The organism is Cytobacillus firmus (genome assembly GCF_023657595.1).
In the GTDB taxonomy this organism is placed as follows: domain Bacteria; phylum Bacillota; class Bacilli; order Bacillales; family Cytobacillaceae; genus Cytobacillus; species Cytobacillus firmus_B.
On sequence record NZ_CP098323.1, the window covers coordinates 4,154,192 to 4,172,213 of the forward strand.

Below are 18,022 nucleotides of genomic sequence, written 5' to 3' on the forward strand. Positions count from 1 at the left end.
ACTTGTTATGCATTAACTATAGTGCACCTGATCATGCTCCGGTGCATCAGGATCAGGTTGGACATCATCAGGTGTAGCTATCCCTGGTCCTGCCATTGTCATTTTTATGTTAAGTATTTCTAACTCAGGTTTTTGCCAATTTTTTTTCATATTGTCACCTCCCTTCAGTTGATCCTCATTAAGAACCTATATAAAATTAAACTCCTCATTATTACTTTGAATTCAAACATAAATGCATTTTCAGGTTTTGGGTCATTTCCAATTCTAGAAATACACTTTTCTATTACTTTAATATTTACTATTTCTCGCATGAGTGGATCTGTTAATAATTGCTCAATTTCTTTAACAAAAATTCCCCAGTCCTTCTTCATTCGGTGAACACCGTCAGCTCCTTGGATTCCTCTTGTACGCATGTTCAAGCGTATATCATCTGGCAAGTATCCTTTTGTAGATCTCCTAATTAAAGCTCTATCTTGCCCATTAAGCACATATTGCTCTTCAGGAACTGACAAACAAAAGCGAATAACACGTAAATCATTTGTTGGGTCTTTACCAAGAAGTCCATAACGCAAGGATAACTTAGCACTATATGTACCAGTTGTATTCCAATAATACAATCTTTGAAACTGTTGCATTCTTATTTTATAAGCATTTGTGCCGACTCTACCTGTTGGATCAATTCCATGCTCTTTCAGTTTTTCTAAAACTTTTGTTTTAAAGGCGAAGTCTTTATTAATAAACATCGGAAACTCTTTATCTAATGGATGGTGCTGATACATGAATGGAATTAGTTTTTTGTTAATTACAGACAAAATACGTTTTCTTCCTGTTCCTATAATTTGACTGTATTTTTTCATTTCCTGATTGAGCCTTATCCATTTTAGATTTTTTATTAATAGAGCATAGTAGTCGAAAGTTCTCCCCCAAGATATTGTCCAATTTCCTCTTTGACCATTTAATAAAATTCCTACCCCCTGGTGGCTTGCCTCTTCATAGATTCCTCTTAACCAAAAGGTATTCTCAAAGAACTTATAGGGCATTTCTAAGTATTCCAACCACTCATCAATTTCGGAGTAGGGGCTCCTATTCTCAAAGCTTAAGTAGTTCGGTGAAATATTACCAACATAATTTACAGTTGACTCAATAAGCTTCCTTTCATTAGCTATTCTGCTTCTATGTGTCCAATCAACAAAATCATCTACAGGAACATAGCTAAATGTATAGAGCTTTTTATTTTTCTTATGCAGCTCTTTGACGGCAAAAGATGCAACGGAACCTGAATCAAGACCCCCACTTAGATTTCCACCTACCTTCTTATGTGTGCGAATCTTTGATTGAATAGCAGTTTGAAAGACTTCTCGAAAAGCATCCACATAGTCTTCATTAGAATTTAATTTTAATTTTGTTCCATCTGTTAATGTACAATATCTCTTTAAAGAAATTACCCCGTTTTCAACATAAATTGAATGAGATGGCGGTAGCTGTAGAATGTTGCTATAAACAGTTATAGATGAATCAACTGATTCAAACATTCCCGGGTTTGCTAAATATTCAGCTATCCATTGTTCATTTAACTTTTTTGCTACAAATGGAAGTGATAGTAAGGGTTTTATCGTCGTACTAAACCCAAACCTCTGATTATCCCTAAAATAATAAAGTGTCCGAGCCCCAGAAAAATCACGCGCCCCAAACATTTTCCGCTCTTTCTCATCCCAAATCATAAAGGCAAAGTCCCCAACCAGAAATTTAGGAGATTCTTCTCCCCATTTATGGTAGGCGAGCAGGATCAGCTGGCTGTCTGTGATTTTTTTTCGGTCTTCCCGGTCTATTTGGAGTCTTTCGAAGAGTTCTTCACGGTTGTCGATGATGGCGTCTGCTGTGATGGCGAGCTGTCTTTGGTAGTCATAGAATGGCAGCTGTTCGCCGATGGATTCGGGTGTGATCCACTGGGCGTGGCAGCCCAGGAAGATGTTTTCTTTATGCCATGTCTGTATATCGTCCGCAGGGAATTTTTCGAAAGCCTTCATCATTCCGCTGCTTTGTTCGATAGAAACCGGTTCTCCGTTTAGGTTGTAAATACCAGCGATTGCACTCATTATTGCCTCCTGAAAACATTATGTATTCACTATTACACACTAAGCGTTCTTAAAAAAGAACACAAAGCGATATTTATATAACTACACAGTTATCCACAAATTATGAATAAATTTTGCTATCAGTCTGATTTTCTATAAAAAGTTCAATTAGTTCTATATAAAGAACAACCTTAAAATAAAAATACCACCGCCCAAATCCAATGTCAACAACTTCTAGGCTATTTTACTTAATAATTTTATTTTTCTAACTTCTCAACAACCTGAAGAAACCCCTGCATAAAGCAAGGGTCAAATACTTGATCTTCACGCATACCTCTTCTCCTTGCTCCCCCCAATAACCGTTTCATAATGCCCTATTAAATCATTAAAGATTTTATCCCATTTCTGAGTCAGCGCATGATCCCTGCCTTCAAATCCCATTTGGGTCCTCACTTTATGGTTTGTAAGAAGGTTTATGATGGCATCAGAGAATCCCTGTACGTTTCCCGGTTCACACAAGTGTCCTGTTACTCCATCTCGAATAATGCTTTTCACTCCGCCTGAGTTTGCTCCAATAACGGGTGTGCCGCTTGCAAGGGACTCGAGGACGACGTTGCCAAATGTTTCTGTAGGTGATGGAAAGACGAATATATCTGAAGCTGAATATACCTCCGCGAGCTGCTTGCCTGTGAGATAGCCCGTAAATGTCATATTTTCCGTGGCATGTGTCTGCATCTGTTCACGCAATGGACCATCCCCAACAATTAGCCAGTGAATATTTTCTCTAATATGTGGCGGGAGTGATTTTGCAATATCCAGAAGGAGCTCTACATTTTTTTCAGGTGCCAGCCTTCCTGCATAGGTCAGAAGATATTTTTTTCGGATGGAATATTGCTGCCGGACGTTTAGCTTATCGTAGTAAGGGTGAAATAGCTGGCAGTCGACACCTCTCGGCCAAATTTCCAGGTTTGTAAAACCGTGCTGCTGTAATTGCTGTAATGTTTCGGTGGAGGGAACAAAGGTTTTTTTAAAGGTGCTATGGAACCATGTCATGTATTTCCAGAGTATACTGGATAGAAATTTAAGATCATAGAATTCAAGATAATAATCAAAATCTGTATGATAGGAACCTACTAGGGGGATATTTAATTTTTTTGCACAGTAGATGCCGCTCAGGCCCAGGTTAAAAGGAGTAGCAACATGAATTAAATCAGGGTTGAACTTTTCCAATTCCGCCTTGATTTGAAAGTAATTTGGGAAAGCTACCCGGCATTCTGGATATAGGAAAAAAGAAGCGCTTTTAAATCTGTGAATATGGGACGGAACATACTCATCTGGCTGATTTGCAGGTGCAAATATTTTTACTGCTATGTTTCGGTCGCTTAAATAGTCTGTAAATCTTTTAAGCGTTCTGGCGGCTCCATTGATGTCAGGATAAAAGGTATCAGTGAAAAAGGCAATTTTCATATGATCCTCCTTGCCATTTTGAACTTCCCGCTTCTTTTTTAAAGAATGAACGAGTAACTTAGAATGCCTGTTGCAGTGCCGGGTACACCGCCTGCAAGTACATCTGTAGGGTAGTGCCATCCAGGTAAACCCGAGATAGTCCTGCAAGAACCGCCAAGGGAAAAAAGAATGTAAGAAAGTGCTGGCATGAGTAACAAAAGGTACAATGACAGAAAAAACAGCTGTAGTGTGGCCTGAAGAAAAAGAGTGGTCACATAAAGAGTTTGCTGGACATTTAGTATTTGCCTATGGAAGATCAATTTTTGATTCTTTTTGGCTGGTCTATAATTGCAGGCCTTCCAATTGAGAAATAGGTGATGGGATGTTTGCTGATGTCCTGAAGAGAGTAGCAATTTCTTCCGTCAATGATGATGGCAGATTTCATCCTCTCTGTATACCTTTCTAGTGGAAAATGCTTGATATGGTCCCATTCTGTTGCAATAATCGCTATGTCAGCATCTTCAATGGCTAAATTTATATCCATCGTAAATTCAATTGTATTCCCAAAAACCTTTCTGGCATTGGGAATCGCAGCAGGATCAAAGGCAATAATGTTAGCGTCTTCTTCGAGAAGAGCTTTTACAATGGCCAAGGATGCTGCTTCCCTGGTATCATCTGTATCAGGCTTGAACGCCAAACCCAGCAGAGCCACTCTTTTGCCTTTTAGGGATCCCACTATCTCTTTAGCTTTAAGGACAGCTAAAGCCTGCTGGCGGTTGTTCACCTTTATAACCGATTCGAGAAGCTCAAATTTGTGTTTTACATTCCCTGCAATTTGGACAAGCGCTTTTGTATCTTTTGGGAAGCAGGAGCCGCCGTAGCCAATTCCCGTTTGCAGAAAATGCGGTCCAATCCTCTTATCTTGCCCTATGCCATATGCTACTTCTTCGATGTTCGCTCCCACTTTTTCACAAATTTCTGCTATTTCATTTATAAAACTAATTTTGGTTGCGAGGTAAGCATTGGAGGCATACTTAATCATTTCAGCACTTCTCGTATCTGTTTTCATTATTGGTATCTTGAGAGGAAGATAGATTTTTTCCATTATGGCTGCCGCTTCCCGGGATTCAGTCCCTATTACAATTCGGTCACCATTGAAAAAATCGATAATTCCAGAGCCTTCACGCAGGAATTCTGGGTTAGAAACAACCTCTGCCTGAAGAGGAGGAGGGTTTACGCTTTGAATAATTTCTTTGATTTTCTCATTTGTCCCGACAGGCACCGTGCTTTTTGTACAGACGATGACATCCTTTTCAATGCTGACTCCAATTGTATACGCTGCTGCATGTATGTAATCAAGGTTTGCTGTTCCATCTTCGTTTTCTGGTGTTCCCACTGCAATATAGATGATGTCTGCATCTTTATAAGCAGTTTTGGGATTTGCTGTAAAATCCAAACGGCCATTGGAAAGATTCTGTTTCAGCATTGGTTCGAGCCCTGGCTCAAAGATTGGTGACCGCCCCGTTTTCAGCAGCTGGATTTTCTCCTCCCTGATATCCGTACAAACCACGTGATGTCCCATTTCTGCTAAACAAACCCCAGTAATCAAACCCACATAACCTGTACCTGCAACAGCAATCCTCATGCAACCCCTCCTGGATATTCTTTACTGCTATTTTACTTAAGGAACTTTAATACATTCTTGAGGGCATGTTAAACTATTGTAAAAAATATATTTAAGATTGAGTAGAACTTAGCTTACGCACTTAATAACTGGTATTTTTCTCTTTGAAGTGCATGTTCTAGATATTGATATAGCATCCTTTCCCCTGCAACGCCATCAAATTGACTGGCCAAAACCAAAATAGCTTTGTCCTGCGATTGCCTGGTCAGTTCTTCACAAAAAAACCAGCCCAAAAAGTGAGCTGGATTCCTTTCATTCCTCTATCCGCTCATCCTTCCCCGCCAGCCAAAAAGCAGCAGCGATGGAACCAAAGATCACGATAAACGGTGCATAAAACATCACAAATTCAGCCATGATTTCCCCTCCTATGCATGGTCATCACGATTCCCCTGAACATAGTCTTTATTGAACAGAAACAGTCTGAGCAGCAGATAAAGGGATGGCAGAAGCAATCCCAGGCCTGCTATGAAGGCAATGACCAGGGCGATGGCCATAGCTTCATTTGTGAAACCGTCATAAATGGTCAGGTATGGATAAAGGAGATACGGATAATGTGAGATCCCATAGGCAAAGAAAGCCACAAAGAATTGCCCTGTCAGCAGCCCGAATGCAAGACCGTAGTACCTTCTCTTCCATATTAGATAGACCGTTCCCGCAAACAGCAGGAATGAGATGCCGAACAGCCACCACAGGTCCATTAATCTGCTGAAATGCTCAGGGTTGTGATCCCTCAGTTCAACAATGATGCCTGTCGCTGTAACGATAGCAGGCACTGCCCAAATAAGAGCGTATTTTCTAAGCAGGTCTGTGGCCGGTTCATCGTTTGCTTTATTGGCATACCAGGTAAGGAACACTGCTGATATATATAGTACTGCTGTTATACTCAGCACTACAATGCTCCATGTCAGCGGGCTGGTGAACAATGTCCAATAGTCAAGCTCCAGTCCGGCTGCACTCTCACTAACGAATCCGCCTTCTGAAATGGTCAGGACTATGGACAGGGATGCAGGAATGAAAAGACCTGATAGACCATACAGATAGGTCCACCTTTTCTGTCTAAGTCCACCGTAGGTGGTAAAAGCATAATAAGAACCGCGAATGGCAAGCAGGACTACGGCAATGCTTGCCGGCACCAGCAGGATCGTTCCATAATAGTAGGCAGTTTTTGGGAAGAATCCGACAATGCCAACGAAGAAGAACACCAGGAATACATTTGTAACTTCCCAAACCGGTGATAGATAGCGCTGTATAATTCGCGTTAAAATATGCTGTTTTCCACGGAATAGACTGTATGCGTTGAAAAATCCCGCTCCAAAATCAATAGACGCAACGATGACATAGCCGAATAGAAACAGCCATAAGACGGAAATTCCGAGGATCTCAAGCGTCATCGAAGCTCACCTTCTTTCTCCAGCTCACGGTCGGCCAATTCCTGCTCGACCGGATTTTTGCGGAACATTCTGGTGAGGACAATGAAGCTTCCGATTGCCAGCACGAGATATAATCCTGCAAACAGCAGAAGCATAAGGTCTACCTGGCCGCTTGAAGTCGCAGCATCTTCAGTACGCATAATGCCCCGGAGAATCCACGGCTGCCGGCCCACTTCCGCAAACCACCATCCCGCTTCAATCGCAATGATTGATAACGGCCCGCCCAAAACAATCAGCCAGCGGAACCATTTCGCCGAAACAAAGCGCATTTTAAACCAGGTGCCCATCACATAGATGAGTGATAGTGCCGTCATCCACATGCCGATGGTCACCATAAGGTCAAATAAATAATGAATATAAAGCGGCGGAATTTCATCTTCAGGAAATTGATCGAGTCCGATCACCTCTGCATTCGGATTGCTGTGTGCAAGAATGCTGAGTGCATATGGAATCTTAATTGCATACTTCACTTCACCCTCATCAAGAACACCATAAAGCATTAACGGCGCCCCTTCTTCTGTTTCAAAATGCCATTCAGCAGCAGCCAGTTTTTCAGGCTGGTATTCTGCAAGATATTTTCCCGAGAAGTCACCAATTACCGCTGTAGCAATTGAGAAAATCAATCCGATTTTCATTGTAAGCATTAATGCCTTCTTATGGTAAATATGATTCGAACCTTTCAAAAGCCGATAAGCACCTATTGATGCCAGAACAAACGCTGATGTCATATAGGCAGTGGATAGGACATGCGCCACCTTTGTCGGCATGGCAGGAGTGAACATCGCAAGTACCGGGTTAACATTTACAAGCTGCCCATTCACAATATCAAATCCCTGCGGCGCGTTCATAAATGCATTTACAATTGTAATGAAAATTGCTGAGAATGATGCCCCAATTGCAACTGGGATTAATAAAAGCAAATGCTTCTTCTGATTCTCAAACCGATCCCAAGTATAGAGATAGATTCCAAGAAAAATCGCTTCAAAGAAAAAAGCAAAAGTCTCCATAAACAGAGGAAGCGCAATGACATTGCCTGCAAGTTCCATAAAGTTAGGCCACAGCAATGAAAGCTGCAGGCCGATGGCAGTGCCGGTAACAACTCCGACAGCCACAGTAATGACAAAACCGCGTGTCCATCTTCTGGCGAGCAGAATATAATGTTCATCCTGCTTTTTGATTCCCACCCACTGCGCTATCATAATCATGAGCGGGATGCCGACACCAATAGTTGCGTATATGATATGAAAGGATAATGTCAGCTCTGTTAAAACACGGCTAAAAAAAACTGATTCTTCATTCCCCATTTAACATTCTCCTTTTCCTATCCTGCAAAAATACGTCCAATAAAAGAAAGTCCCATAATGATAGCCACTGTAAAAGCAAGCCACATCAAAATACGTTCCTGTTTTTTATACATTCACTCACTCCTCTTGAATGCTCACTACATCACATTATCCCACAGTTCCAGCCTAACAGCTGTGACACTTAAACAACATTTATATGAGGAAAATATGAAACTATGTAATTCCTTTTACAGCTCCCTATTCCCTTTTGAGCATAGATTAAAACGAATAGGACATTGGAATTTGCCAATGCCGCGTTTCAACAGATTATTTATCTATCTAACTTGTAGAATGACTTCCTATCTTCAGATTCCGGCGGATTCTCCATCCAGCCTCTTGCAATCATCAGTTTGAGTCCTTCGTTTCCATACTTCATAATCTCGCCAATGAATAATGTATATTGAAGAGCCGAATCCAATAAGAATCCCGGTGCATACACACCGGGAAAGAGTTATATTTTTTGCACTGCCATTTCTGGATCTTCATCGCCTGATACCAGGTCGAATGCCCGCTTATAGGTATTTTCCTTATCCAGCACAGCATAAAGGGTTTTAGCTACATCCTCACGGGGAATGAAGCCCCGCTCCAAGTTTTCCGCTGCTTTAATTTTGCCGGTTCCCGGATCATTTGTCAGGCCGCCCGGACGTACGATTGTGTAGTTCAAGCTGCTGTTTTCCAACATTCTGTCGGCATAATGCTTTGCTGCGTAATAAGGCTTGATCGCTTCACTCCACTTATCGCGATGATTTGCCTGGATAGCGCTGACCATAATAAACCGGTCCACCCCGGCCTTCTCTGCCGCTTCAATTGTTTTTGCGGCTCCGTCCAGGTCAATCAGCAGAGTTTTGTCATAGCCGGTATTTCCGCCTGAACCTGCAGTAAAAACAATCGCATCACAGCCTTTGGCTGCTTCAGCCAACTCATCAACTGATCCTTCAAGGCTTGCTAATGCCGTTTCCACGCCCATTTCTTCAAACTGGCTGACCTGCTCTTCTTTTCTGACCATAGCTCTTGCTGTATGTTTATCCTCTTCATTTATCAGCTTGACAAGCTGCTTCCCAATTTGCCCGTTTGCTCCGACGATAAGAACCTTCATGGATACCTGCCCCTTTATGTTTTATGGACTTTATTATTTCAAAAGAAAAATGCGTTATCAAATAAACTGTTTATGAACCCAAACGAACAATTCGCTTTTTATAAAGAGCCGCAATTGTATTCATAATTAATACAGGGATCTTCTTTGGAAAATATCTTCTTCTGTAAAATTTATAGAATGCATGCTTCAAGTCATCCCACTGTGTACAATTCTTTGTTTGCTTAAATCGGGCAACATCAATGATTTTAATACGCCCATCCTCTGTAAGAATAATATTGCGCAGGTGAATATCCGAGGGATTTAGCCCGCTTTCCCTCGCCAGTTTTAAGGCTTCATCAATTTCTCTTATTGTCTCCTCTTTTATTGGTACCCCTTGCGCAAGACAATCAAACAGAGTAAGCCCCTGTACATAATCAATGACTATATAGTTATCTCCAGAGTCATATAAAGAAGGGTAGTATGGATGGTCAGGCAATGCCCTGTAGATCTCTGCTTCCTCCCTGGCAATTCTTTTAAATTCCGGAAAAAAGACTTTTAATACAAGATTGGTTTCTTTAATCCTAAAAGCAAAGGCACTTCTCCCCGCCCCAATAAATTCCAGGCTGTCGTCCATTTCAAGAAGTCTGGTCCAATTAAGACTTCTTGAAAATTTTACACTGTCTGCAAGCTCATAATACAGTTTCATTATTAAACCTCCCTGTTCCAGACTCTCCTAAAAAAATAAAAGGCACTGAGCCATTTATTGGTCTCAGCGCCTTAAAAACAAATGAGACCTTACCAAATAAATGGTAAAGGTCTCGCAAACAACATCTGTTGCCAGTAAAGCCGGAGATTTAAAATCCCGTATTGACGACTCTACTTGAAAGCTACTCCCCTTTAGGAAGAATCCGAACTATTTTGTTAGCTTAATTATATGTTTTATGCATATATTAGTCAAATGATTCGGCCGCGGAAAAACGAATTACTCCTCAAAAATAGAGTTTGAAAGCAATCGGAAGAGATAATCCGTGTGATCCCGGAAGCCCGCTTCAAGGCCGATTAGTGTAACATCCTTATCCTGCTCTTTTACCATGATAGCCTGGCCCTGTGCTGCACTGTGATTTTTCCAGTGTCCGGCAACAAAGAAATTTTCTTCATCAGCAATGGCTGCCAGCACTTCATCATTTTCTGTGCCAGTATACCAGACTGGACGGTAAACAAATCCAAGGTCATCCCCAGTGTAGCCTGCTGATGCGCCAATGCCTTTATAATCTACCTTAATGATTCCATTGCTGTTGGATCCCCCAGTATTAATAACATCGTCAGTCAGGCCAAGAGTCTTTGTGGCACGGGAAGCACCGGCGCCTACAGCAATATATTTTCCGCCTTCAGAAACGAACCTTTCTACATATGCTTTAAATGCAGCCAGCTCTTCCTGATTTTTAAGGCCAAATTCTTTATTGGCATTGCTTAAATTTAAAGAAATTAAATTTTCCGTTCCGCTGTAAACAAATACATCTTGTGAGGCAAGACCGTTATTCGCTACTTCTGATGGAGTTAATTCCGTGACACTAAAGCCTAATCTTTCAAGTGCCAGTTTTGTTCCTGAATGAGATTGTGCCTTGTTCATGCCCCCATCTTTTAAGATGGCTACGCTTATTTCGCTAATTGCCTTAGCTTCAGCAGGAACCTTCCCGGAAGTAATCTTAAGGCCAGAATCCTTAACAGCTGCTGAAATGGCATTTGCTGTTTCCTCAGCGTAGAAGTTACCTTCACTGTCGCGTTTAACCATTACCCCTTGCTTAAGAAGCGTGTTCACGAGCTGAACTGCTTTCACTGAGCTGTTTGGAATTATATAAGGCCCTTTTCCGCTGATTGAGCCCTGTTCTATTACATTATTTACTTTCGAAGCCGCTGCCTTTACATCACTTTGTACTGCGATCGCTTCAAAGCCCCATAGCTCCGGAAGACTCCAGGCAGAAATATCATACATGGCAGGTGTATCATCAGTTATGTCCTCTCCATCCCAAAGCATGGTGTTTGCCAGTCCAGCCTTTGCCTGATCCATCGGTACGATATAAGTGCCTTTCGGATAGGTCCTTCCATCAGATGTAAAGGCTTGTGAAGCCTGTTCAACCTCGATATCATTCTTAATTAAATGATTCACAGCCTTATTTGTTACTGTTGGATCATTCTCATTCACAGGCAGGACGTACGCTTTTGGGAAATATCCCTCTTCATGGAAAGGGTGATCAAAGTTAATACCGCGCTTAAACATTTCAATTTGATCGGTAATCATTTGGTCCTTATTTTCTGTTGCATATTTTAATGCTCCCATAATGGCATTGTACATCCAGCGTACGCCATCTTCATCATTTGTCGGAGCTTCAAGCGTATGGCCGTAAGCACCATGGTACATGGCGTACATCGGTGTGAAAATCGGCGGGTAATCATCCCAGCCTGCTGAATCATCCCGCTGAGGAATATAGGTGCCTTCCATTTTCTGATAAAGAGCGCCTGTGTAGAGAGCCTTGTCCCCCATAATTTCAGCTTCCATAGCTGCCGCCTGATCATTAGCCCATTTTTGGTATAAATCATACTCATAGTTTGGATTATGAGGCGGTGTACAAGGTTCAATCAACCCCTGTTTGTTTGGCGCATAATTTTTCACATACCCGTGAGTATCAAGGAACACCATCGGATTCCACTCTTTAATTAAAGATACCGTCTCCTGCGTTTCAGGCTGTGACTGCGTAATAAAGTCACGGTTCAAATCAATTCCTTCACCGTTAAAACGGGTTGCATCCACACGGCCATCCGGGTTCTGCACCACATTAAAAATTAGAATGTTATTGTCCAGAATCTCCTTTGTCTGCTCGTCATTCTGCGTGGCAAAACGTTCAATCAGCTGCATGACTGCATCGCTTCCCACAAACTCTGTGCCATGGATCGATCCATTGATCATGATTGGAACTTTAAAGTCCTGATTTTTTGCAATCCAATCCTGGGCTTTTTCAGGGTTTTTGAACATTTGCTTTCTTAAAGACTGAAATTTGCCGAACTTGCCGTGTGCACCAGGGTCTGCAATGGTGACAACATAGAGTGGATTTCCATCAGCGGAAGTTCCTTTTACCTCCACCTTCACTCTATTAGACTGTTTTTCAATTTCTGCAAGTTTTGTCCCAATTACTGAGAATTTCATAAAGTCGTAGTTTTCGCTATTGAATAAACTTCCGTCCTTTTCCTCTGACACATTAACATTGACCCACTTCGGACTAACTGCATGAGCGGAACTTAATGGAACAGATGCCAAAATACTTGCTGCCAGAACTCCTGAAAAAACTTTCTTTTTATTCATTATGTACCTCCAGATACATTCTTTGTATATTTATAAGATAAAACTTATTTTAATTCAATTAGTTCAATTGTGGCAATGCTACTATTTTCCTAAAACAGTCTATTAAAATAGAAAAGAGGGACCAAGAAATGATCCCTCTATTTTCTACTTAAATGCTTTAACTCCACCCTGCACAGGAAGCATTATATGACTTCTTTCCGGATCGATGGTTATTTTCGCGCCTGCCTTTGGCCTGATTGTATAGTTATAATCGCTTGATAAAACAACTACTCCCAGACGATCACCATTTTTAAACACATAATCATCCGGCTGCATATCCCATGTAAATGTATATTCACGGTTCGGTGTAAGCCCGGTGGATCTATCTTCGCTGTGAAGGTTTTGAGGATCCATCCACCCTCTTGTAACAATTTCCGGCTTTCCTTCCCCATATTTAACAAGGAGGGCTGTTAGGTTGGCTGTTTTACGGTCTATGCTTGCACGAATTTGAACCTCTGGCGTTCCGCTCATGCGAATATCGTTTTCTAAAGGCGGAGTCAAATAGACAAGCCTATTAGCCAATGCAGAATCCGGATTCAAAGCCAGCTCTTCAGCCTTAATTGCTGCATCGTCCACAAAATGCTGGTTTTTCTTGTTCTTATTTGGTACAGGCTGCGATTCTAAGCTGCCGCCTCCATCGGAAGCCGGTTTAAAATGCAATTTTGCGCCTGAGGTTCCTTTAGCCGGCCAGTTGTCCTCTGTATGCCATATCTTATCTTCTCTTTGAATATCAACCATTGGTTCATCTATGACATCATTTTTTATATCATACAGCCAGTAATCAAACCATTTATTTAAAGTCGGAAGCCATACATCACGTCTAAAGCTGTAGGGGCTGGAATGGCCGCCCTGATGAAGCCACATTTTCCTTGGAACATCATTCTCGCCAAGTGCCTGCCACCAATCTGAAAAATGTTTTGTTTTAACATTCCAGTCATTTAATCCATGGACAATAAAGACACTTGCTTTTACTTGATCTGCATCCTTTGTATAATCTCTTTTACTCCAGAATTCATTATAATCACCGGTTTCCCTGTCCTGGCCTTCCGTTAATTCTTTTATGACATTGCTGCATGCTTCAGGGCTTTTCCTGGTTAAAATCGCTTCCGCCATATTATCCGCATCTTCACCCTGATACCCGCCTGGCGCAATCACAGCACCGTTTGAACGATAATAGTCATACCAGCTGCTGATTGCAGCAATGGGCACAATTGTTTTAAGGCCTTCCACTCCAGTGGCAGCCACAGCATTTGGCAGTGTTCCGTTATAGGAAACTCCTGTCATCCCAACGTTTCCTGTTGACCAATCAGCTTTTATTTCCTGTCCCTCTGCATTGAAAGCTTTTGTTCTTCCATTCAGCCAATCAATTACAGCCCGTGATCCAAGGATTTCATGTTCATCCCCGGTTGTAGGGCAGCCGTCAGAAAGGCCTGTCCCTACACTTTCCGCCAGAACAACCGCATAGCCTCTGGGCACAAAATAATCATCATAATACCCCGGGAGATTTGCCTGCGGTTTTCCCTTTTCCCCCTTTTCTTTCCCTTTTCCAGGCACAGTGTTAAGTTCTGTATCCACATCATAAACCGGGACACCTTTAATTCCGGAACGGTAAGGGCTCATTTCATAAATAACTGGAACCTTTAACCCTTCCTCTGTTTCTTTTGGCCTAATAATATCTGCACGTACCCGATCCAGCTTTCCATCCCAATCACTGTCTGTTGCTGTTTCAACAAAAACCCTTTCGACAATGGCATCGTCCAGGGAAAAAACGGGCTGAGTCATGCCATTTTCGACTTTAATCTGTGTTTCAGCTGAGGCAATGCTGCTGTGGCTGTCTTTACCAATTGAAGGCAAAGCCCCGCCGGCAATCAGCGGGAAAGCGATAGCTGACGTTATGAACACTTTTAAAGCAGCTTTTTTCATAAAAAATCCTCCCTTATATAAAACTTTATAATTTTCAGAATAGATTATAATCACTTAAGTTTCGATAGCCGAAAGACCTGTATTTTCCAAAATAAAAGGGATAACAAGCCACCGGACCCCTCCAAAAGTCATGACTAAAAAAGTATGAATCTTAGATATAGTACTTTACAGCTGCCATTTCCTCGAATTTAAAAAGTTAATATCTTCCTTTTTTCCCATTATTAATAAATCTGCTGGGATAATCGATTCGTTTTACCCTTTGATAAAAGGAAGCAGAGCTATGTAAGCGAATACATATAGCTGGACTACTAGTCGAGGGGGGAATAATAGATGAAAGTTGGAAAGAAAGCAGCTTCTGTGATGCTTGCAGCGGTTCTGACAGCTTCAAGCTTGTATGGGGTGCCTGTTAAATTTGTACAGAGTGCTGAGGCAGCACAAAGCCAGGCAGAAAACCCCAGCTCAAAAGCGTTTGATCAGAAGGTAATCGCAAGGGTAGATGCAGCTCGCATGATGGAGGATGTCAGGTATTTATCAGAAACCATCGGTCCGCGGGTTGCAGGAACGGAAGCGGAAAAGGAAGCAGCAAATTTCATTCGCAAACGCCTTGAGTCATATGGCTACACAGTCGAAACACAAGAGTTCAGCATTCCTGATAAAATGGCTGGAGGTTTGCATACCAGTGATCTGAAGGAGGTTCTTGTAACCATTCCTTCCGGGTCAGGATCGACGCATGAAGAAGGAATTACATCTGAATTATATGATGCCGGATTAGGCAGGGCAGCTGATTTCTCAGAGGAAGCATCAGGAAAAATAGCACTCATTTCACGCGGAGATATCCCTTTCTCTGAAAAAGTTTCAAATGCAGTAAATGCCGGTGCTGCAGGGGTCCTCCTTTACAATAATGTGGATCAGCCGGCACCTATGAATCCCTCAATCGGAGGTCCCTATACTATTCCTGTGGGAAGCATAACGAAAGCAAGCGGAGAAGCACTCCTTCAAGATATTGCATCACAAAACAAAACGGTAACGCTGACTGTAAAGAGATTTCAAAACATAAAATCGCAAAACATTATTGCCATCAAGAACCCTAAGCCTAATAAAGGCGGGGAAAATGATATTGTCCACATTTCTGCGCATTTTGATAGTGTCCCATTTGCTCCAGGGGCAAGCGATAACGCATCAGGTACTGCTGTTGCCCTAGAGCTGGCGAGAGTTCTGAAAAGTTATCCTGCTGACAAAGAATTGCGTTTCGCATTTGTAGGCGCAGAAGAAATTGGGCTTCTTGGTTCTAAGCATTATGTCAGCCAGCTGAGCGGCAATGAGGTAGAGCGGAGCATCGCAAACTTCAATATGGATATGGTAGGTACAGCATGGGAAAATGCAACCGCGATTTACATAAATACCCTTGATGGCCAGGAAAATATTGCAACAGAAACTGCTCTTGCTACTGCAGAGCGCATTGGCACACCATCTGAATTAGTACTTTATCAGCGGGGCGCATCCGACCATGTTTCTTTTCATGATGCAGGCATCCCGGCTGTTAACTTTATCAGACGGGAGCCTGTCACAGCCAATCTTGAGCCGTATTATCATACTCCGCTGGATTCCATCGAGCACATTAGTGCCGAGCGGATGAAAGAAGCCGGAGATCTGATAGGGGCCTCGGTTTACAGCTTGATCCGAAAATAGAACTGTCTCTAAGAATCCTCGGGTATACCACGAGGATTTTTTGTTTTTTACTTGCCAGCTATTCATTAAAGCCAATGTGTTTACATGCAAAATAAGAGGGTAAACTATATTCGTTCTAAATTTCTTGTTTAATAATTGACGTTTTTACCGTTTAAATTGTAAAGAATCCGGGTAACATAATTGTAACATTACAAATAAATTTAACTAACTGCCTGTTAGTCCTTTATACCCCTAAAGGAGGGAGTCATCATGGATGTTGAACACGAGGCTGTCATACTAAAGAGAGAACTCTCCCTTCTCATGGATGAATATGAAAGGTGCGAGATTGACAACGTGAAAAATGAAATATCAAAGGATATTCAACTGCTGAGCCGTGCAATAGACGATATACTTAATTAAGTATATACCTGGCATGGCTTTTTTTATATTTTAATTTCCCGTTTTTTTTAACACCATGGTTTATATTAGGAGTGATGTTTTATGCCTCAGCACATTTACTACAGTTTCATCCGTCTGCCTTTAGTAATCAGGATTCTGTTAATTGCCCTGTTGGTGATCTTTCTTTTTGGCGGATTAATACATATTATAGAGCCCTCTTCCTTTCCGACCTTTTTTGATGGAATCTGGTGGGCTGTGGTTACAGCTTCCACCGTGGGATTTGGAGATTTATATCCGACAAGCACAGCCGGTCGCATTATAGGAATTGCGCTTATTTTAACAGGAGCGGGCTTTCTGTCTACATATTTTATTTCACTCGCAACAGCCGCAGTGACCCGGCAGAATGACTTTCTGGAAGGAAAAGTTGAATATCGGGGCAAAAATCATATTGTTGTGATCGGGTGGAATGAACGGGCACGGGAGATCGTTAATACACTCGGGGGCGATGGGATGAACCATTCCATTGCTTTAATCGATGAAACATTAAAATCAAATCCTGTCCCCCATAATAATGTACATTTTATTCAGGGACGCGCCAACAGAGATGATGTCCTCATGAAGGCAAATATATTTGACGCGCAAAAAGTCATCATTACAGCAGATCAGAATAAAGATGAATTGCATGCTGATATGAATTCAATCTTAACCTTATTGGCAATCAAAGGGTTGAATCGGGATGTTCAATGCATCGTGGAAATATTAACTTCTGAACAGGCAGCAAATGCCAAAAGAGCGGGGGCTGATGAAATTGTCCAGACGAATGTGCTCACAAGCTTCGTTATGATCAACAGCATATCTTCCCAGGAGCTCGTTACCTCTTTTCTTGATTTGCTGGGACAGCTAGATAAACGAAAATTAACGTTTCAGCCTGCATCGGAAGAAATAGAAAATAAAACCTTTGCTGAACTTAGTGCAGAGCTTATGAATGAAGGCATCCTCCTTTTAGGTGTTAAAAGAGGGGAGGAAACCCTGGTTAATCCTCCCCAGCCATTTAAAATTCTTCAGCAGGACCAGCTGATTGTTATTCTTGGTTAATCTCTTAATAAAAGAGACTCCAGCTCTTCGACAAGCGCTTTGCCGAGATCAATAAATTCTTCCGGAAAACTGGCGTCCTTATCCACAGGCTCCGAGAATTGATCAAAGGAGGCGCTGAAATTTCCGGTATAAGCGTGGTCATCCAGACCACGCTGGTACTTATGGGAAAGCAGAAACGGCCTGCCTATCTCCACCGTACAGCTTGGATCATCAAGCTGCCCATCAATTGCCTTAAATGGGACCCTTAAGAACTGGTACCCCACCTCATCATCAATTTTATAGTCAAAAGAACCGTGATCATAGTCCCAGTTCCCGCCAATCGAATAACCAATTGGCTTCAAAGCCTGCTCCAGCTTATATAAATCAAAATGCTTTCCTTCCACTTTTGAAGGTATCTCAATCACTGAATCCATCCCCTTTTTCGCTTTTTGCTTAGTTTCTCCAAAGCGGGGGATATCATGAATGCAATGTCAGGAATTAGATGGAA

The 18,022-nt window shown here is 41.9% G+C and carries 16 protein-coding genes; 3 read left to right on the top strand and 13 right to left on the bottom strand.

The annotated features are described in order from the left end of the window. Positions 1 to 12: 12 nt before the first annotated feature. The 12 genes from NAF01_RS21000 to NAF01_RS21045 all read right to left on the bottom strand — a co-directional run bounded on the left by NAF01_RS21000 (position 13) and on the right by NAF01_RS21045 (position 14,373). Entirely contained in the window at positions 13 to 150 is a 138-nt protein-coding gene (locus NAF01_RS21000) for a paeninodin family lasso peptide (protein ID WP_226620239.1), read from the bottom strand. Between the two features lie 14 nt (positions 151 to 164). Next, entirely contained in the window at positions 165 to 2,096 is a 1,932-nt protein-coding gene (locus NAF01_RS21005) for an asparagine synthase-related protein (RefSeq protein WP_226620238.1), read from the bottom strand. 303 nt (positions 2,097 to 2,399) lie between these two features. After that, positions 2,400 to 3,542 carry a glycosyltransferase family 4 protein gene (locus NAF01_RS21010; RefSeq protein ID WP_226620237.1) on the bottom strand — a complete coding sequence of 381 codons (1,143 nt, stop codon included), beginning with the start codon at positions 3,540 to 3,542 and terminating at the stop codon, positions 2,400 to 2,402. 295 nt (positions 3,543 to 3,837) lie between these two features. Next, positions 3,838 to 5,166, bottom strand: coding sequence for a UDP-glucose dehydrogenase family protein (locus tag NAF01_RS21015; protein WP_226620236.1), 1,329 nt, complete (start codon positions 5,164 to 5,166; stop codon positions 3,838 to 3,840). Positions 5,167 to 5,457: 291 nt separating this feature from the next. Further along, positions 5,458 to 5,559, bottom strand: coding sequence for a cytochrome bd oxidase small subunit CydS family protein (gene cydS / locus NAF01_RS25115; protein ID WP_413227282.1), 102 nt, complete (start codon positions 5,557 to 5,559; stop codon positions 5,458 to 5,460). Positions 5,560 to 5,570: 11 nt separating this feature from the next. Then, a complete protein-coding gene (locus NAF01_RS21020; RefSeq protein WP_197212840.1) occupies positions 5,571 to 6,596 on the bottom strand; it encodes a cytochrome d ubiquinol oxidase subunit II in 1,026 nt (341 codons plus the stop codon). Further along, entirely contained in the window at positions 6,593 to 7,939 is a 1,347-nt protein-coding gene (locus tag NAF01_RS21025; RefSeq protein WP_048011876.1) for a cytochrome ubiquinol oxidase subunit I, read from the bottom strand. Before NAF01_RS21025 ends, NAF01_RS21020 begins: the two co-directional genes overlap by 4 nt. 310 nt (positions 7,940 to 8,249) lie before the next feature. After that, positions 8,250 to 8,417, bottom strand: a complete 168-nt coding sequence (locus NAF01_RS25015; RefSeq protein ID WP_226620235.1) for a DUF3231 family protein — start codon at positions 8,415 to 8,417, stop codon at positions 8,250 to 8,252. A 12-nt stretch (positions 8,418 to 8,429) separates the two neighbouring features. Continuing rightward, the gene (locus tag NAF01_RS21030) at positions 8,430 to 9,074 is read right to left on the bottom strand and encodes an SDR family oxidoreductase (protein WP_197249298.1); all 645 of its coding nucleotides are present in this window, start codon (positions 9,072 to 9,074) and stop codon (positions 8,430 to 8,432) included. Between the two features lie 70 nt (positions 9,075 to 9,144). Continuing rightward, complete coding sequence (locus NAF01_RS21035) at positions 9,145 to 9,759, bottom strand: protein kinase family protein (protein ID WP_226620234.1); 615 nt, start codon at positions 9,757 to 9,759, stop codon at positions 9,145 to 9,147. Between the two features lie 276 nt (positions 9,760 to 10,035). Continuing rightward, entirely contained in the window at positions 10,036 to 12,411 is a 2,376-nt protein-coding gene (locus NAF01_RS21040) for a M14 family zinc carboxypeptidase (RefSeq protein ID WP_226620233.1), read from the bottom strand. A gap of 144 nt (positions 12,412 to 12,555) precedes the next feature. Continuing rightward, on the bottom strand, positions 12,556 to 14,373 hold the full coding sequence (locus tag NAF01_RS21045) for a Xaa-Pro dipeptidyl-peptidase (protein ID WP_226620232.1): 1,818 nt from the start codon (positions 14,371 to 14,373) through the stop codon (positions 12,556 to 12,558). 330 nt (positions 14,374 to 14,703) lie between these two features. Here NAF01_RS21045 and NAF01_RS21050 point away from each other — a divergent pair, with 330 nt between their 5' ends. From NAF01_RS21050 to NAF01_RS21060, 3 genes are all read left to right on the top strand, one after another. Next, positions 14,704 to 16,062, top strand: a complete 1,359-nt coding sequence (locus NAF01_RS21050; protein WP_226620231.1) for a M20/M25/M40 family metallo-hydrolase — start codon at positions 14,704 to 14,706, stop codon at positions 16,060 to 16,062. Between the two features lie 249 nt (positions 16,063 to 16,311). Then, complete coding sequence (locus NAF01_RS21055) at positions 16,312 to 16,461, top strand: hypothetical protein (RefSeq protein WP_197205270.1); 150 nt, start codon at positions 16,312 to 16,314, stop codon at positions 16,459 to 16,461. Between the two features lie 81 nt (positions 16,462 to 16,542). Further along, positions 16,543 to 17,535 carry a potassium channel family protein gene (locus NAF01_RS21060; RefSeq protein WP_197212855.1) on the top strand — a complete coding sequence of 331 codons (993 nt, stop codon included), beginning with the start codon at positions 16,543 to 16,545 and terminating at the stop codon, positions 17,533 to 17,535. Here NAF01_RS21060 and NAF01_RS21065 read toward each other — a convergent pair. Beyond that, positions 17,532 to 17,939, bottom strand: coding sequence for a YugN-like family protein (locus NAF01_RS21065; RefSeq protein WP_226620230.1), 408 nt, complete (start codon positions 17,937 to 17,939; stop codon positions 17,532 to 17,534). The genes NAF01_RS21060 and NAF01_RS21065 overlap by 4 nt on opposite strands. Positions 17,940 to 18,022 lie beyond the last annotated feature (83 nt).

Coding starts and splice junctions, on each gene's coding strand:
- NAF01_RS21000 (WP_226620239.1), bottom strand. CDS start 150: ATGAAAAAAAATTGGCAAAAACCTGAGTTAGAAATACTTAACATAAAA.
- NAF01_RS21005 (WP_226620238.1), bottom strand. CDS start 2,096: ATGAGTGCAATCGCTGGTATTTACAACCTAAACGGAGAACCGGTTTCT.
- NAF01_RS21010 (WP_226620237.1), bottom strand. CDS start 3,542: ATGAAAATTGCCTTTTTCACTGATACCTTTTATCCTGACATCAATGGA.
- NAF01_RS21015 (WP_226620236.1), bottom strand. CDS start 5,166: ATGAGGATTGCTGTTGCAGGTACAGGTTATGTGGGTTTGATTACTGGG.
- cydS (WP_413227282.1), bottom strand. CDS start 5,559: ATGGCTGAATTTGTGATGTTTTATGCACCGTTTATCGTGATCTTTGGT.
- NAF01_RS21020 (WP_197212840.1), bottom strand. CDS start 6,596: ATGACGCTTGAGATCCTCGGAATTTCCGTCTTATGGCTGTTTCTATTC.
- NAF01_RS21025 (WP_048011876.1), bottom strand. CDS start 7,939: ATGGGGAATGAAGAATCAGTTTTTTTTAGCCGTGTTTTAACAGAGCTG.
- NAF01_RS21030 (WP_197249298.1), bottom strand. CDS start 9,074: ATGAAGGTTCTTATCGTCGGAGCAAACGGGCAAATTGGGAAGCAGCTT.
- NAF01_RS21035 (WP_226620234.1), bottom strand. CDS start 9,759: ATGAAACTGTATTATGAGCTTGCAGACAGTGTAAAATTTTCAAGAAGT.
- NAF01_RS21040 (WP_226620233.1), bottom strand. CDS start 12,411: ATGAATAAAAAGAAAGTTTTTTCAGGAGTTCTGGCAGCAAGTATTTTG.
- NAF01_RS21045 (WP_226620232.1), bottom strand. CDS start 14,373: ATGAAAAAAGCTGCTTTAAAAGTGTTCATAACGTCAGCTATCGCTTTC.
- NAF01_RS21050 (WP_226620231.1), top strand. CDS start 14,704: ATGAAAGTTGGAAAGAAAGCAGCTTCTGTGATGCTTGCAGCGGTTCTG.
- NAF01_RS21055 (WP_197205270.1), top strand. CDS start 16,312: ATGGATGTTGAACACGAGGCTGTCATACTAAAGAGAGAACTCTCCCTT.
- NAF01_RS21060 (WP_197212855.1), top strand. CDS start 16,543: ATGCCTCAGCACATTTACTACAGTTTCATCCGTCTGCCTTTAGTAATC.